Below are 15,946 nucleotides of genomic sequence, written 5' to 3'. Positions count from 1 at the left end.
ATTTTATTTTTTTATACAATATATATATATTGTTAATATGTAGTTATGGGAGGGTGGACCTTGGAAAACTTTGATATATACAAAGATATTGCAGAAAGAACTCAAGGGGACATATACGTAGGGGTTGTAGGTCCTGTAAGGACAGGAAAATCTACATTCATAAAGAGATTTATGGAACTTATGGTGATTCCTAATATTGAAAATCCGCATAAAAAGGAAAGAGCAAAGGATGAGCTTCCACAAAGTGGTTCTGGGAAATCAATTCATACCACTGAGCCAAAATTTGTTCCAAACGAAGCTGTGGAAATACGCTTTGAGGGTGGTACAAAATTTAAAGTAAGAATGGTAGATTGCGTTGGTTATGTAGTAAAAAGTTCATTAGGATATAATGAAGAAAATGCTCCTAAAATGGTAACAACACCATGGTTTGATTATGAAATACCATTTGAGCAAGCAGCTGAGATTGGCACAAGAAAGGTTATTACTGATCATTCAACTATTGGAATAGTTGTTACTACAGATGGTTCTATAACAGGGTTAAATAGAGCGGATTATGTAGAGGCTGAAGAAAGAGTTGTAAATGAACTAAAAGCTATAAATAAACCATTTATTATTCTTCTTAATAGCTTAAGCCCTAAAGGACAAGAAACTATAGAGCTTCAAAGAGAGTTAGAAGAAAAATATGATGTTCCAGTTACAATCATGGATATAATGAACATGGATGAAGATGATATAGCTGCCATATTTGGAAATGTTCTAAAAGAGTTCCCTGTAAAGGAAATAAGTATAGACATGCCTCAATGGATGGAAAGCCTAAATTCTAAGCATTGGTTAAAGGTTAATGTTATGACCATACTTAAAGCAATGTGCAAAGATATATTTAAGGTTAGAGACATAAAGAGATGCCTAGATGCATTTAAGGGAATAGAGTTCTTATCAAACATAAACGTAAAAGAAATGAATATGGGAGATGGAACTTCTTGTGTAGATATTAATCCTAAACAGGAGTTATTCTATAAAATTCTTGGGGAAGTATGTAATACAGATATCAAGAATGAAAATGACTTGTTAAGTCTTATGGCTTCTTATCATAAAGCAAAAACAGAGTATGATAAGATTGCACAAGCTTTAAAGGACGTTAATGAGACAGGTTATGGACTAGTGGCTCCACAGTTAAGTGAAATTAAATTCGAAGAGCCAAATATTGATAAGAAAAATGGAGTTGTAAAACTTAAAGCTTCTGCTCCTTCATTACACATTATAAAAGCAGACATTGAAACTGAGGTTACTCCAATTACTGGTGACAAAAAGCAAAGTCAAGAATTCTATAATGCTATTATAGAGCAGTTTGATAATGATCCAGCACAAATTTGGCAAAGTAATATGTTCGGAAAATCACTAGAAGAACTTGTTAAAGAAGGGCTTCAAAATAAGCTTTATAAAATGCCAGAGGATATTCAAGTTAAACTTCAAAAAACTCTTCAAAGAATTATCAATGAAGGTAATGGTGGACTAATCTGTATAATCTTATAATTAACAATAAACCTAGTTTTGAGTTATAGAAGAAGTTCTATAACTCAAAACTATATTCAAAATAAAATTTCATATGAAAGTATTTGAAAAACCTTTAAATTTTGATATAATAAAGTTCTAAAAGTAATAGAAATAATAATTTTATTACGAAATGTAATATATCTGGGTGTAGCGCAGATGGTAGCGCACAAGTCTGGGGGGCTTGGGGTCGCAGGTTCAAGTCCTGTCACTCAGACCAAAGCAAAGTAAACCTTATGGAATCTTTATAGATCCTAAGGTTTATTTTTATGTTTTTATTTAAGGCTTTTTCATAAGTAACATATTGTAATCTTTAGGATATATCTTATTACAACAACATAAAGTTCAGAAGGAAAGTAAGTCAATTATAGGGTTAAAGTTTTCTTACCCTAATTTTTAATGTTTAATAAAAAAATGAATAATTAGGGTAAATTGTAAATTAACTGTAAAGACTTAATTATTCCTAGAATTTTCAGAATAATTAAAAACTTATAAGCAAAAATAGTAATATAGAGAAATTAATAGATTTTTTATAGATTTAAGTGATTACACTTAGTTTTATTACTTAAATATTCTTGAATCTAGTGGTCAAATAATAGAAATACAGAAAAGTACTAACTTAATTATATAAAATGTCATAGGATATGTTCATTTAAATAGCAGATAATAATATTATAAAATAAAAATAATTCTTATCTAAGGAGGAGTTAAAATGAAAAAAATAAGGGATTATATTGATGAAGGGTATACTATTAACAAATTTGAAAGAGACAAAGACCTATTAAGTGGTGATCAAGTGTGTAAGATAGAAATGAGAGCCTTAGATGGATTTATTAAGACGGTTACATTAGATGACAATTGTACAGATGAAATAGAAAAAGAAATATTTCATTACTTAGAAAAAAAGGAAATAAGCATATAATTTAAACTTATATATTTTGAATTAAAATTTCGCCAAGTATATACAAGAAATAAAAGTCAAAACTTAACTTATAGGTGAAATCTACATGGGTTACTTGAGGTGTTTTCATTAAGAATAAAATACTTTTTTACTTGGAAAGCCTTATAAAGTTACTGTTTTTACTATTTTATAAAATCTAAAAAATTTACTTGAAAGCTTGTGAATCTTAAAAAATTGAAGTTAGATAAAAGTGAGTGCTATATAAAAGCACTCACTTTTATTCTGACAACATTTTGTAGCTTCAAGACTATCATTTTCTTTAAGGTCTGTTTATTAGACTTGTGATTACTTAGTTTAAGTAAATTACTTCCGTGAAATAAACGCAGCTTGATCACAAAGAAACCTTTATTTAGTCCAAATTTAATTCCAAAATAACTCCGCAAAATGAACGTATTCATTATTTAACAAATATCTTATATATAATTTTTATTAAGGATTACAAAGAAGCCCAAGTGCACATTAAGAATTCTGCAACTAAGTATAAAATTTTTTAGAACAACTAGTTCATACAAAAGAAAAGTTTAAAAATAGAGTTGAGGTAATGTGATTATTTTATTAACCATATATAAAATATTTAATAATATTCAACATTTTGATGTAAATCTTAAAAGGTTGGTGTAAAATATAAATGAATTAATTATAGTAGTTTTTATTCTTGGGAGGTTACAAAAGTGAATAAAGTAGTAGTAATATTTAATGGTGGAACTATATCAATGAAAGTTGATCCAAAAATTCAAGCAGCAGTACCTACGCTAACTGGAGAAGAGATTATGTCAATGGTAACAGGTATAGAAGCTCATGCAGAGGTGGAATCGTATACTTTCTCTAGCTTACCAGGACCACATATGACTCCAGAGTTAATGATGAAGTTATCTGATTATGTTAAAAGTTTTTTAGATAGAGAAGATGTAGATGGAGTAGTTGTTACTCATGGAACTGATAGTTTAGAAGAAACAGCGTATCTTTTAGATTTAACTATAAAAAGTGAAAAACCAGTGGTAGTCACAGGGTCAATGAGAAATAGTTCGGAGCTAGGGTATGATGGTCCAGCTAATTTAGCAGCGGCTATTTGTACTGCTACTTCAAAAGAAGCAAGAAATAGAGGGGTTTTAGTTTGTTTAAATGATGAGTTAAATTGTGCTAGTGAAGTTACAAAAACACATTCAATGCACTTAAATACCTTTCAAAGCCCTGAATTCGGACCAATTGGAATTGTAGATAACAACCAGGCTATTTTCTATAGAGATAGTTTGAATAAAAATCATATTGACACAAATAAAGTAGAGACTAATGTAGAACTAATAAAAGCTTGTGCTGGTATGGATGGTAAGCTAATAGATTTCTGCGTGCAAGAAGGGGCAAAAGGATTAATTATTGAAGCTATGGGAAGAGGAAACATTCCACCTAAAATGGCTGAAGCTGTAGAAAGAGCAATAGAAAAACAAGTGGCTGTGGTAATAGTTTCGAGATGCTATAAGGGAAGAGTTTTAGATAGCTATGGATATCCAGGTGGAGGAAAAGGCTTGAGAAATGCTGGTGCTATTTTTGGTGAAAGCCTTCCAGGTCAAAAGGCTAGAATAAAGTTGATGTTAGCCCTTGGAAAAACTAATGATTTAAGAGAAATAAGAGAAACTTTCGAAAATGGTCATTACTAAAGGTATGAACTTGATTTAGAACCTAGTAGTAAGCTGTAACAATTTTAGCACACTCTGAATAACATATTTTATAACATTTATTCAGGGTGATGATATGAAAATAAACAACAGATTAGATTCTATAGGTGTATATCATTTTAAAACTATTGACGGCATAAAAGAAAAAAGAAGAAAAGAAGGCAAGAAAATTATTGATTTAAGCATAGGTGATCCAGATTTACCTGTAGAGCCTTCAATTCTTGATGCTTTAGTTCAAGGATTTGATGAGGTAGGGTTTAATAAATATCCTCCTTATGATGGAATTAATTATCTAAAAAATCAAGTTATAGATTACTATAAAAACAGGTTTGGAGTTCACTTAGAATTAGAAGAGGTAGCTATTTTAATCGGCTCAAAAGAAGGTATTAGCAATGTAATTCCAGCAGTTTGTGATATTAAAGATGCAGTTATAGTTCCAGAACCAGGTTATCCTGTTTATTCATCAGCTTCAAAGCTTTGGGGCTGTATACCTTACACTGTACCTATAAAAGAGAGCAATGATTATTTGGTGGATTTTACTGAAATTCCCAAGGAAGTTTGTACAAAAGCAAAATTAATGTTCATTAACTACCCAAATAACCCTACTGGTGCTAAAGGCAGTGGTGAGTTTTTTAGTGAAGTAGTTAAGTTTTGTGAGGAAAGTAATATAGTCCTATGCAATGATGCTGCTTATAGCGAAATAATAAGCCCAGAAGAAAGTCCACTTAGTATATTGCAATTTGATAAAAATAAGCACTCAGTTGAATTTGGAACCCTTTCTAAACTATATAATATGACAGGATTTAGAATAGGTTATGCAGTTGGGAATAAGGAGGTTATAGCTGCTCTTGTTAAGGTTAAGAGCAATCTGGACTCAGGTCAATTTATTCCCATACAAAAGGCAGCTGTTACAGCATTAAACCTAGATAAGACTTATGGTGATGAAATAAGAAAAGTATATTTTAAAAGAAGGACAGTAGCTGAAAAGGTACTTAAAGAAAAAAATATTCAATTCTTCACTACTGAAAGCACTTTTTATATTTGGTGTAAAACTCCAAAAGGATATACAACTCATGAATTTTGTTCGGAAATTTTGGATATGTATGGCTTGGTGGTAACACCAGGATCTTGCTTTGGAACTTTAGGGTATGATTACTTTAGAATTGCATTAACCTGTTCTTGGCAGATAATAGAAGAAGGATTAGCATCCTTACCAAGATATGATAATTAATATTAGAAAAACTATAGACTAAAAGCTTAATAAGGATTAATATTAATTGAGGCTATATTACTAGAAATGATTTAGTAATATAGCCTCAAGTTTTTAAAATATACAAATAAAAACTTTTAAAATCTTAATTATCAGTAGATTTCTTAAGTTTTCTTATAAATCTTTCATTTTTCTTTTATATTCTTGTATTTTTAACTTGAAATTAAGGATATAATTTATGTATAATAGACTTTGAATTTAGGAAATGTTCGGAAGGAAGCGTTGTTATGATAAAAAGCATGACGGGGTTTGGCAGAGGTACTAGTGAACAAAAGGATTCAAACTATGTTGTTGAGATGAAATCTGTTAATCATAGATACTTTGAATTTAATGTGAGAATGCCAAGAGCCTTAATTTCATTAGAAGATAATATTAGAAAGATTCTTAATGAAAAAATAAAAAGAGGAAAAGTCGATGTGTTTATAACTCAAAACACCTTTAATAGAGACGACATTGAAGCAGTATTAAATGAGAATTTAATGGATAGCTATATGAAGTGTTTAAAGACTATTCAGGGTAAGTATGAGTTAAGGGATGACATTTCAGTAACAAATTTAGCTAGATTTCCAGAGGTAGTTACATTAAAGCAAAGAGAAGAAGATGTAGATGCAGTTTGGAACATTTTATTAAATCCAATAAATGAAGCGGTAGATAACTTAATCAGAATGAGAGAAGAAGAAGGTCAAAAGCTTTTTAAGGATATTAATGATAAATGTGAATTGATTTTACAATATGTTGAAAGAATAAGTGATAGAGTTCCAGAGGTATCAAAAGAATACAGAGAAAAGCTTACAAAGAAGGTTAAGGAACTTATTGAAGAGTCACAGTTTGATGAAAATAGAATTGCTATGGAAGTTGTTCTTCAGGCAGATAAAACAGGAGTAGATGAAGAAATTGTAAGACTAAAGAGCCATATTCATCAAATGCAACAAACTTTAACTTTGAGCGAGCCTATAGGAAGAAAATTAGATTTTATTGTACAGGAAATGAATAGAGAGACTAATACAATAGCATCTAAAGTAAATGATTTGGAGCTAACAAATTTAGCCTTGGATATAAAAAGTGAGATTGAAAAAATTAGAGAACAAGTTCAGAACATAGAATAACAGGAGGCGACTAATGAATATAAAGCTTATAAACATAGGATTTGGAAACATTGTTTCAGCAAATAGAATAGTAGCTATAGTAAGCCCAGAATCAGCACCAATAAAAAGAATAATTCAAGAGGCAAGAGATAGGGGAATGCTTATTGATGCAACTTACGGAAGAAGAACAAGAGCAGTAGTTATTACAGATAGTGACCATGTAATCTTATCTGCAGTACAACCAGAGACTGTAGCTCATAGACTTTCTTCTAAGGATGAAGAACAGCATATAGAAGAGGTTGAAGATTAAAATGTCAGCTAAGGGACAATTATTAGTAATATCTGGTCCATCTGGTGCTGGTAAAGGTACAGTTTGTAAGGCTTTGCTACAACAAAATGATATTTGGATATCTGTTTCTGCTACAACTCGATCTCCTAGAGTGGGAGAAGTAGAGGGTATAAACTACTTCTTTGTCAATAGAGAGGAATTTTTACAAAAAATAGACAGCAACGACTTTTTAGAGTATGCGGAAGTCTATGGCAATTTTTATGGAACTCCTAAATCAAAGGTTTTTGAGGTGCTAGAGCAAGGAAGAGATGTAATTCTTGAAATTGATATTCAGGGTGCGTTGAAAATCAAGTCTGCTTATCCAGAAGGAATATTTATATTCATTTTGCCACCATCGATGGAAGAATTAAAAAGCAGAATTACAAATAGAGGAAGTGAAACTCCAGAATCATTAAAAACTAGATTAGAAGCTGCCTATGATGAAATAAGTTTTGCATCAAAGTATGACTACGCTGTAGTTAATGATGAGGTTGAAGAGGCAGTGAAGAAAATTGAAAGTATTATTACTGCAGAAAAATGTAGAGTTTTTAAAATTAAAGATGAATTATTAGGGAGGTTTTAGTAATGAGCAATTCAATGATTAATCCATCTATAGTAGATCTATTAGAGAAAGTTGATAATAGATATTCTCTTGTTGTTGCAACTTCAAAAAGAGCAAGACAAATAATTGAAGGTGAAAAACCATTTATTACTGTTAAGTCTAATAAGCCTTTGACTATTGCTATTAATGAAATTAATGAGGGAGCAATTGAAGCAGAGACTACGAAAGAAGGCATAAAGTAAAATGGAGCAGCAAAAAACTGTTGTTATTGGAGTGAGCGGTGGGGTAGCAGTTTATAAGGCTTTAGATGTAATCAGTAGATTAAGAAAAGCAAATATAAATGTTCATGTAATAATGACAAAAGCTGCTACAGAATTTGTTACACCTCTTAGCTTTCAATCCCTAAGTCAAAATATGGTTATACACAACATGTTTGAAGAACCTAGAGCATGGGAAATACAGCATATATCCTTAGCTAAAAAAGCTGATTTAATGCTTATTGCACCAGCAACAGCCAATATTATGGGGAAAGTAGCAAATGGTATAGCTGATGATATGCTATCAACCACTATTATGGCTACTAAAGCTCCTGTGATGTTTGCTCCAGCAATGAATACAAACATGTATAATAATCCTATAGTTCAAGAAAATATGAGAAAGCTTAAAGCTTATGGTTATGATTTTATTGAACCTGCTAGTGGAAGATTAGCCTGCGGAGATGTAGGAGATGGAAAACTCGCAGATACAGAATTAATTGCTGAAAGAGTAATTTCTGCATTGTATGAACCTAAGGACTTAAAGGGATTAAAAGTATTAGTAACAGCAGGACCAACAGTTTCTGCTATTGACCCAGTAAGATTTATAACAAATAAATCTACGGGTAAAATGGGATATGCCATTGCAGAAGAAGCAAGAGACAGAGGTGCTGAGGTAGTTTTAGTAACTGGTCCTTCAAGCTTAAGGCCTCCATTTGGTGTTAAGATTGTACCTGTAAATACCAATGAGGAAATGTTGAATTCGGTTTTACAAGAATATGATAGTTGCGATATAGTTATAAAATCTGCAGCTGTAGCTGATTATAAAGCAAAGAATTATTCTGAAGAAAAGATTAAAAAAGGTTCAGGAGACTTAGTTTTAGAATTTACAAGGGATAATGATATACTAAAAACCCTTGGAGATAGGAAGAAAAATCAAGTACTAATTGGTTTTGCAGCAGAAAGTAATGAAGTTTTACAAAATGCAAAAGGAAAACTAAGCAAAAAAAACTTAGATTATATAGTAGCTAATGATATTACTAGTAAGGATGCTGGATTTGCTAGTGACAGTAACAAGGTAACTATAATTAGTAATAAAGGTGAAATTACAGAGTTAGATTCGATGTCTAAGAGATTAGTAGGACAGAAAATTTTTGACTTAGTACTAAAACATAAGAATGATTAGTCAAAAGCGACAATGTCGCTTTTTTTCTTACTCTTATTTAAAGAATCTAAAAATAACTATAGATTATATAGGGCATCTTCAAAAAATAAATAAGTCAGTATCCTGGTCTATTTTGTGTTATACTGCGTTAACAGAACCATTAGATATCTCCACTATCTAAGGAAACAGTTTCCTTGTCAGCACAAGCTTACTTGTGAACTCAAAATATCTTTCACATCTTTGACTTGTTATTTATTTTCATATGCCTAATAGAAAATGTAGTTATTGGAAAAAATAAATACACTCTTGTGAAGGGAGATAAACCTATGTATAACTATGCTGGAGTGATTGTAAATAATGATTCTGTAAAAGTTGATAAGATATTTACATATAAAGTTCCTGAGGGATTAAAAAATAAAATTAATCTTGGCCAAAGAGTTAAGGTTCCTTTTGGAATGGGAAATAAAAATATTGATGGTTTTATTGTTCAGTTATATGAGTATGTAGAGCTGGATGCAAAAAGCCTTAGCAAATTAAAGGCTATAATTGAAATAGGTGATGATTTTCAGGTTATAAGGGAGAAGGATATTTCTCTTATTGGAATTATGAGGGCTAAATATCTATGTACTTATTTAGAGTGTATTAAGGTATTTATTCCAAGTGGAATTACTAAAGGTATGAAGTTCAAAACTAAAAATGTGGTTGTTTTAGGGGAACCTCTAACAACAAAGTATGAAAAAGAAAGCTACAAGAAAATATTAGAGTTTATAAAAGAAAACGATGGAAACTATAGTAAACAGCAACTTTCAAATGAGTTTGGTTTTTCTGTATCATCGATAAACACTTTAATTAAACATGGCTTCTTAATATTAGAAGAAGCTATTATAAATAGATATAACGATAGACAATATAATAATTATGAGGAAAGAACCTTAAATTCCTTGCAACAACAAGCTGTTAATACTATTATGAATTCTAAAGGGAAAAAGTTTTTAATTCATGGGGTAACAGGTAGTGGGAAAACAGAAATTTATATGAATTTAGTAAAAAAAGCAATGGAAAATGGAAAAGACTCAATCATTTTAATTCCAGAGATTTCTCTTACTCCACAAATGGTAGAGAGATTTAAAGGTCGTTTTGGAAAGAATGTAGCAATATTTCACAGTAAGCTTAGTGATGGTGAAAGATTTGATGAGTGGATGAGGGTAAAGATGGGCAAGGTTAAGGTGGCCATTGGAGCTAGGTCAGCAATTTTTTTACCTTTTTCAAATTTGGGGCTTATTGTCATTGATGAGGAGCATGAGGCTAGTTATAAATCAGATAGTGATCCAAAGTATAATGCTAGAGATATAGCTGAACTTAAAAGTGACATAGAGGGCTGCAAAGTTGTATTAGGCTCTGCTACGCCAGCCATTGAAAGCTATTATAAGGCGACCAAGGGAGAATACATGCTTATAACTTTAAGTGAAAGAGCTGATGGTGCAATGCTGCCACAAGTAAAAATCGTTGATATGAGAGAAGAACTTATGAATGATAATAAATCTATTTTTAGTGCAAGTCTTTTTTCAGGATTAAAACACACATTAGCTAACAAGGAGCAAGCAATATTATTTTTAAATAGAAGAGGATTTTCAACCTTTGTTTCCTGTAGAAAATGTGGTTTTGTTTTTAAGTGCAGCAATTGTGATATAGCATTAACCTACCATAATTATTCTTCAAATCTGACTTGCCACTATTGTGGAGCTAAGAGGCAGTTAGTAAACACCTGTCCAAGATGTAAGAGTAAATATGTAAAATACTTTGGTATTGGTACAGAACAATTAGAGGACCAAGTAAAAAAAGTATTTCCAGAGGCGAGAACTCTTAGGATGGATTTTGATACTACTAGAGGGAAAAATTCCTATGAAAAGATCTATAATAGCTTTAGAAATGAGGAACATAATGTTTTGATTGGAACACAAATGGTAGCTAAGGGGTTAGATTTTCCTAATGTAACCTTAGTGGGAGTTATTGCAGCAGACTTATCCTTAAATCTTCCAGATTATAGAGCCAGTGAAAGAACCTTTCAGTTAATAACTCAGGTTTCTGGAAGAGCAGGGAGAGGAAAGAAACCTGGAAGAGTGGTGGTTCAAACCTATACACCAGAAAGTTTTAGTATAAAATATGCTGTGGAAAATGACTACAAAAGTTTTTATAAGGAAGAAATAGAAATTAGGAGAGCTATGAATTATCCACCTTTTGCTAAAATATTAGCTATAAACCTAAGTAGTGAGGATGAAAAATTATTAATAAAAAGTATACAAGATTTAGGTGACAAACTACACATAAAACTAGATAATAATGATAAAATTGAAGTATTAGGACCATGTCCCTGTGGGATTTCTAAAATTAAGAGTGCCTATAGGTGGCAGATACTTATTAAGGGAGAATTTACCACAGAATTAGCTGAGGAGATTAAGGACATTACCTACAATGAGTTAAACTCAGTTCATAATTATATTAAGGTGGGTTTAGATGTTAACCCAAATAATTTATTGTAGATAGGCAGGAGGAATATATAACAATGGCACTAAGGAAAATTAGAACTAAAGAAGAGGAAGTATTAAGAAAAAAAAGTAAGGTAGTTAAAAATATTGATGATAGAACTAAGGTTTTAATTAAAGATATGTTAGAAACTATGTATGATGCAAATGGTGTAGGACTTGCAGCACCACAAGTAGGAATCCTTAAGAGAATTGTAGTTATAGATGTAGGACAGGGACCTATAGTATTAATTAATCCAGAGATAATAAAGCAAAGAGGAGCTATAGAAGCTTTAGAAGGATGTTTAAGTATTCCTGGGGAGCAGGGAAGGGTAATACGTCCTGAATATGTTAAGGTTAAAGGATTAAACCAAAATGGACAAGAGATAGAACTTGAAGGAGAGGATTTTCTAGCAAGGGCATTTTGTCATGAAATAGACCATTTAGATGGGATACTTTACACGGATAAAGTAAAAAAGTAACTATATAAAATCCTTTAGTATAATAATTAATTTGTTAATAAGTCATTAAAGAAAGGAAGTAAATAAATGAATATAGTTTTTATGGGAACACCAGAATTTGCAGTACCTTCCTTTGAAGCTATTGTGAAAGAATTTGGAGTTAAAGCAGTATTAACTCAACCAGATAGGCCTAAAGGTAGAGGAAAAGCTTTGGCCATGTCCTCTGTTAAAGAGGCAGCACTAAAATATGATATTCCAGTGTATCAACCAGAAAAATTAAAAAAGGATAAAGAACTAATAGATAAGCTTAAAGATATGGAGTTAGACTTTATAATTGTAGTGGCCTTTGGACAAATTCTTTCTAAGGAAGTTTTAGATATACCTAAGTACGGATGTATAAACTTACATGCATCTCTGCTTCCAAAGTATAGAGGCGCAGCTCCAATAAACTTTGCGGTGATGGAAGGTGAAAAGACCAGTGGAAATACTACTATGCTTATGGATGTAGGCCTTGACACTGGGGATATGCTTTTAAAAAGCCAAATTGAAATTACAGAAAGCATGACGGCGGGAGAGCTTCATGATTTACTAATGGCAGATGGTGCAAAGTTATTAGTAGATACAATTAAAGGTGTATACAATAATGAAATAGTGCCAGTAAAACAAGGAGATACTATAACTTCTTATGCAAGTATGCTAAATAAGGAAATGGCAAATATTAATTGGCAAAGAAGTGCAGAAGAAATTCACAACTTTGTGAGAGGTTTAAACCCATTTCCTATGGCCTATACTTTCTATAAGGATAAGTCTATGAAGTTAATAAGCACTAAAGTTTTACAGGAGGAATCAACAGAATTACCTGGAACAATTCTAAAGGTGAATAGTGAGGGAATAAGAGTTTCAACTAAAGATAAGATTTTGCTTATTACAGAAGTACAGTTTCCAAATAAAAAACCTCTTAAAGTAGCAGAGTATATTAAAGGAAACAGTATAGAGGAAAAAGAAGTATTACACAAATAAAATTTAAGGAGAGATTAATATGTTTTATTTTGATTCAACTATGCTGATTTTATTACCAGCGTTAATAATTGCTACCTGGGCACAATTTAACATACAAGCTAGTTATTCAAGATATTCAAAGGTTTATAGTAGAAATGGTTATACAGGAAGCCAAGTGGCAAGAATGATATTAGATGGCTATGGGTTATTTCATGTACCAGTAGTTCCTATTGGAGGGAAATTAACAGACCACTTCGACCCAAAAGAAAATGTAGTAAGGTTATCCCAGGACGTATTTTACGGAGCTTCCATTGCATCTATTGGGGTTGCAGCCCATGAAGTGGGGCATGCAATTCAGCACAGGGATGGGTATGTACCTATAAAAATTAGAATGGCTATGGTTCCTATTGCAAATCTTGGGTCTAGTGCATCTTGGATGCTTTTTATTCTAGGGTTTATTTTATCCATGCCAGCTTTAGTTAATTTAGGTATTTTACTTTTTACTGCAGTGGTTTTATTTCAAATAGTCACATTACCCGTGGAATTTAATGCATCAAATAGGGCTGTAGCTATATTAAAAGATAGAAATATACTTCATGAGGATGAATTAACTGGAACCAAAAAGGTGTTAAGAGCAGCGGGATTTACCTATGTGGCAGCAGCACTTACTGCTATTGCACAATTACTAAGGTTAATTGCACTAAGTGACAGAGAAAGATAAGTTGAGGGAAGATAATGGATAATGCTAGAAAAATAGCTGTAGATGTATTAAATGAAGTATTTTATAACAAAGCATATTCAAGTATTGTACTTGGAAATATGCTTAATAGTAGCAGTTTAGATCAAAAGGATAAAGGTTTAGTAACGGAAATTGTTTATGGCACAATAAAATATAAATATACCATAGACAAGATTTTAAAAGGATTTCTAAAAAATAATTTTGATAAAACAGATAGATTTTTATTAAATGTTTTAAGAATAACTATTTATCAAATCAGGTATTTAGATAAGGTACCAGAATTTGCTGCTGTTAACGAAGCAGTAAACTTAGTTAAAAAGTATGTATCGTTAGGTGCTTCTAAGGTAGCTAATGGGGTACTAAGAAATTATTTAAGAAATAAGGAAGAGGAAGTTTATTGGAAGGAGGGGAATATTTTTGAAGAGTTAGCCTTCAAATATTCCTTTCCTCAATGGATGGTAAAGTTATTCAATGAACAGTATGGAATGGAAGTTTGTGAGAAGATTTTATCAGGACTAAACCAAAGACCAGATATTACTGTAAGAGTAAATTCCACCAAGGGAGATTATGAAGAGATATTTAATAGGTTAGAAGAACATGGTTATCAGATAGAGGAAGGGTATGTTTGCCCAGAAGCAATAAAAATAACTAGAGGAAGAAGTATTGAAGAAAATCCTCTATTTAAAGATGGATATATTACTGTACAGGATGAAAGTGCTATGTTGGTAGCTCCAACCATGGATGTGGAAGAAAATAGTACCATTTTAGATCTGTGTAGTGCTCCAGGAGGAAAAACTACCCATATTGGAGAACTAATGAATAATACAGGAAAGATACTAGCTTTTGACATATACGAACATAAACTTAGATTAATAGAAGAGAATACAGAAAGACTTGGGCTAAGTAATATTAGCTTATCTATATTAGATGCTACAAAGTATGAAGAGAGCCTTAGTGAAAAAGCTGATAGCGTTCTTATTGATGTGCCTTGTTCAGGTCTTGGAATTATAAGAAAAAAGCCAGAAATTAAGTATAATAAAAATGCTAAGGAGCTACAGGAAATTGTAAAAATTCAAAGGAAGATAATGATTAATGCAGCTAAGTATGTTAAGGAACAAGGAGTAATTTTATATTCTACTTGCACCTTGAATAAAGAGGAAAATGAAGAAAATATAAAGTGGTTTATAAGTAAAAATCCAGAGTTTACTGTGGAAAAGGTTTATTTTGGAAAATCAGATAATATTATTTACCATGAAGAAGGTTTTGCAACCATACTCCCTAATTCGTATATGGATGGATTTTTTGTAGCTAAAATTCGTAGAAATAAGTAGGTGAGAAGATGAAAAATATTTTGGATTTAGATTTGCAAGAGTTAAAACAATGGATGAAAGATAATAAAGAAAAGGATTTTAGAGCAAAGCAAGTAATGGATTGGATATACAAAGAAGTCTGGAGTTTTAGTGAAATGACTAATATTCCTAAAGCTACTCTTGAAAAATTAGAGGAGAGTTTTTACGTAGGTATCCCAGAGATTATAGAAACCTACAGTTCTAAAAGAGAAGACACGAAAAAACATTTATTTCTTTTAAGAGATGGAAATGTTATTGAGTCTGTAGTTATGAAATATAAACATGGTAACTCTATTTGTGTTTCTACTCAAATAGGTTGCAAAATGGGATGTAAGTTTTGTGCTTCAACTATAGGGGGAGTAGTAAGAAATTTAACTAGTGGTGAAATATTGGGTCAGATAATAAGAGCTCAAAGTGAACTAAAAGAGAGAATTTCTAATGTTGTACTTATGGGCAGTGGAGAGCCTTTAGATAATTTTGAAAATGTGTTAAAATTTATATATAATGTAAATGCTGAGTATGGATTAAATATTGGTCAAAGGCATATTACGCTTTCAACCTGTGGAATAGTACCAAAGATAAAGTCACTTGCTGATTTGGATTTGCAAATAACCTTAGCAATTTCGCTCCATGCACCAAGTGATGAAATTAGAAAGCAAACAATGCCTATTGCAAATGCCTATACAATAGAGGAACTCTTAGAAGCTTGTAGGTATTACATAGGCAAAACAAATCGAAGAATTACTTTTGAGTATGCATTAGTTAAGGGGTTTAATGATACAAAGGACAATGCTGAGGAACTTTCAAAGATTTTAAAGGGGATGCTTTGTCATGTTAATTTAATTCCTATTAATGAAATAAGTGAAAGTACACTTAAAAAGTCCAATATGGAGGCAATTAACAAGTTCAAGGATATTTTGGTTAAAAGTGGTATTGAAACAACCATAAGAAGAGAAATGGGACTTGATATAAATGCTGCATGTGGACAACTTAGAAGAAGTTATTTAAAAAAGAAGGAGTCATAACT

15 protein-coding genes and 1 tRNA gene are annotated in these 15,946 nt (G+C 31.6%); all 16 read left to right on the top strand.

Annotated features, from left to right (window positions below; all coding sequences use genetic code 11):
- Positions 1-60 precede the first annotated feature (60 nt).
- Positions 61-1,533, top strand: a complete 1,473-nt coding sequence (gene spoIVA, locus B3040_RS11625; RefSeq protein WP_291573443.1) for a stage IV sporulation protein A — start codon at positions 61-63, stop codon at positions 1,531-1,533.
- A gap of 162 nt (positions 1,534-1,695) precedes the next feature.
- Positions 1,696-1,771: transfer RNA gene (locus tag B3040_RS11620), tRNA-Pro, on the top strand.
- A gap of 492 nt (positions 1,772-2,263) precedes the next feature.
- Positions 2,264-2,473: a hypothetical protein gene (locus B3040_RS11615; RefSeq protein WP_017414564.1), complete on the top strand. Its 210-nt coding sequence runs from the start codon at positions 2,264-2,266 to the stop codon at positions 2,471-2,473.
- Between the two features lie 710 nt (positions 2,474-3,183).
- Entirely contained in the window at positions 3,184-4,167 is a 984-nt protein-coding gene (locus B3040_RS11610; protein WP_291573440.1) for an asparaginase, read from the top strand.
- A 94-nt stretch (positions 4,168-4,261) separates the two neighbouring features.
- Complete coding sequence (locus B3040_RS11605; RefSeq protein ID WP_291573438.1) at positions 4,262-5,416, top strand: aminotransferase class I/II-fold pyridoxal phosphate-dependent enzyme; 1,155 nt, start codon at positions 4,262-4,264, stop codon at positions 5,414-5,416.
- A gap of 266 nt (positions 5,417-5,682) precedes the next feature.
- Positions 5,683-6,561 (top strand): YicC/YloC family endoribonuclease, encoded by an 879-nt coding sequence (locus B3040_RS11600; protein WP_291573436.1) that lies wholly within the window; start codon positions 5,683-5,685, stop codon positions 6,559-6,561.
- Positions 6,562-6,574: 13 nt separating this feature from the next.
- On the top strand, positions 6,575-6,850 hold the full coding sequence (remA, locus tag B3040_RS11595; protein ID WP_291573434.1) for an extracellular matrix/biofilm regulator RemA: 276 nt from the start codon (positions 6,575-6,577) through the stop codon (positions 6,848-6,850).
- A gap of 1 nt (position 6,851) precedes the next feature.
- Positions 6,852-7,451: a guanylate kinase gene (gene gmk / locus B3040_RS11590; RefSeq protein ID WP_017414559.1), complete on the top strand. Its 600-nt coding sequence runs from the start codon at positions 6,852-6,854 to the stop codon at positions 7,449-7,451.
- A gap of 2 nt (positions 7,452-7,453) precedes the next feature.
- Positions 7,454-7,672 (top strand): DNA-directed RNA polymerase subunit omega, encoded by a 219-nt coding sequence (rpoZ, locus tag B3040_RS11585; protein WP_291573431.1) that lies wholly within the window; start codon positions 7,454-7,456, stop codon positions 7,670-7,672.
- Position 7,673: 1 nt separating this feature from the next.
- The gene (coaBC, locus tag B3040_RS11580) at positions 7,674-8,870 is read left to right on the top strand and encodes a bifunctional phosphopantothenoylcysteine decarboxylase/phosphopantothenate--cysteine ligase CoaBC (protein ID WP_291573429.1); all 1,197 of its coding nucleotides are present in this window, start codon (positions 7,674-7,676) and stop codon (positions 8,868-8,870) included.
- A 305-nt stretch (positions 8,871-9,175) separates the two neighbouring features.
- Positions 9,176-11,389, top strand: a complete 2,214-nt coding sequence (gene priA, locus B3040_RS11575) for a primosomal protein N' (protein ID WP_291573427.1) — start codon at positions 9,176-9,178, stop codon at positions 11,387-11,389.
- A gap of 23 nt (positions 11,390-11,412) precedes the next feature.
- Entirely contained in the window at positions 11,413-11,853 is a 441-nt protein-coding gene (gene def, locus B3040_RS11570) for a peptide deformylase (RefSeq protein ID WP_291573425.1), read from the top strand.
- A 66-nt stretch (positions 11,854-11,919) separates the two neighbouring features.
- Positions 11,920-12,852 (top strand): methionyl-tRNA formyltransferase, encoded by a 933-nt coding sequence (fmt, locus tag B3040_RS11565; protein WP_291573423.1) that lies wholly within the window; start codon positions 11,920-11,922, stop codon positions 12,850-12,852.
- Positions 12,853-12,871: 19 nt separating this feature from the next.
- On the top strand, positions 12,872-13,552 hold the full coding sequence (locus B3040_RS11560; RefSeq protein WP_291573422.1) for a zinc metallopeptidase: 681 nt from the start codon (positions 12,872-12,874) through the stop codon (positions 13,550-13,552).
- A 14-nt stretch (positions 13,553-13,566) separates the two neighbouring features.
- Positions 13,567-14,901, top strand: coding sequence for a 16S rRNA (cytosine(967)-C(5))-methyltransferase RsmB (gene rsmB / locus B3040_RS11555; protein WP_291573420.1), 1,335 nt, complete (start codon positions 13,567-13,569; stop codon positions 14,899-14,901).
- Between the two features lie 8 nt (positions 14,902-14,909).
- Positions 14,910-15,944, top strand: a complete 1,035-nt coding sequence (gene rlmN, locus B3040_RS11550; RefSeq protein WP_291573418.1) for a 23S rRNA (adenine(2503)-C(2))-methyltransferase RlmN — start codon at positions 14,910-14,912, stop codon at positions 15,942-15,944.
- The last annotated feature ends 2 nt before the right edge of the window (positions 15,945-15,946 follow it).

The organism is Clostridium sp. UBA4548 (genome assembly GCF_002387895.1).
In the GTDB taxonomy this organism is placed as follows: Bacteria; Bacillota; Clostridia; order Clostridiales; family Clostridiaceae; genus Clostridium_J.
Note: the sequence above shows the minus strand (reverse complement) of the source record. Positions and strands in the feature narration are given on the sequence as shown.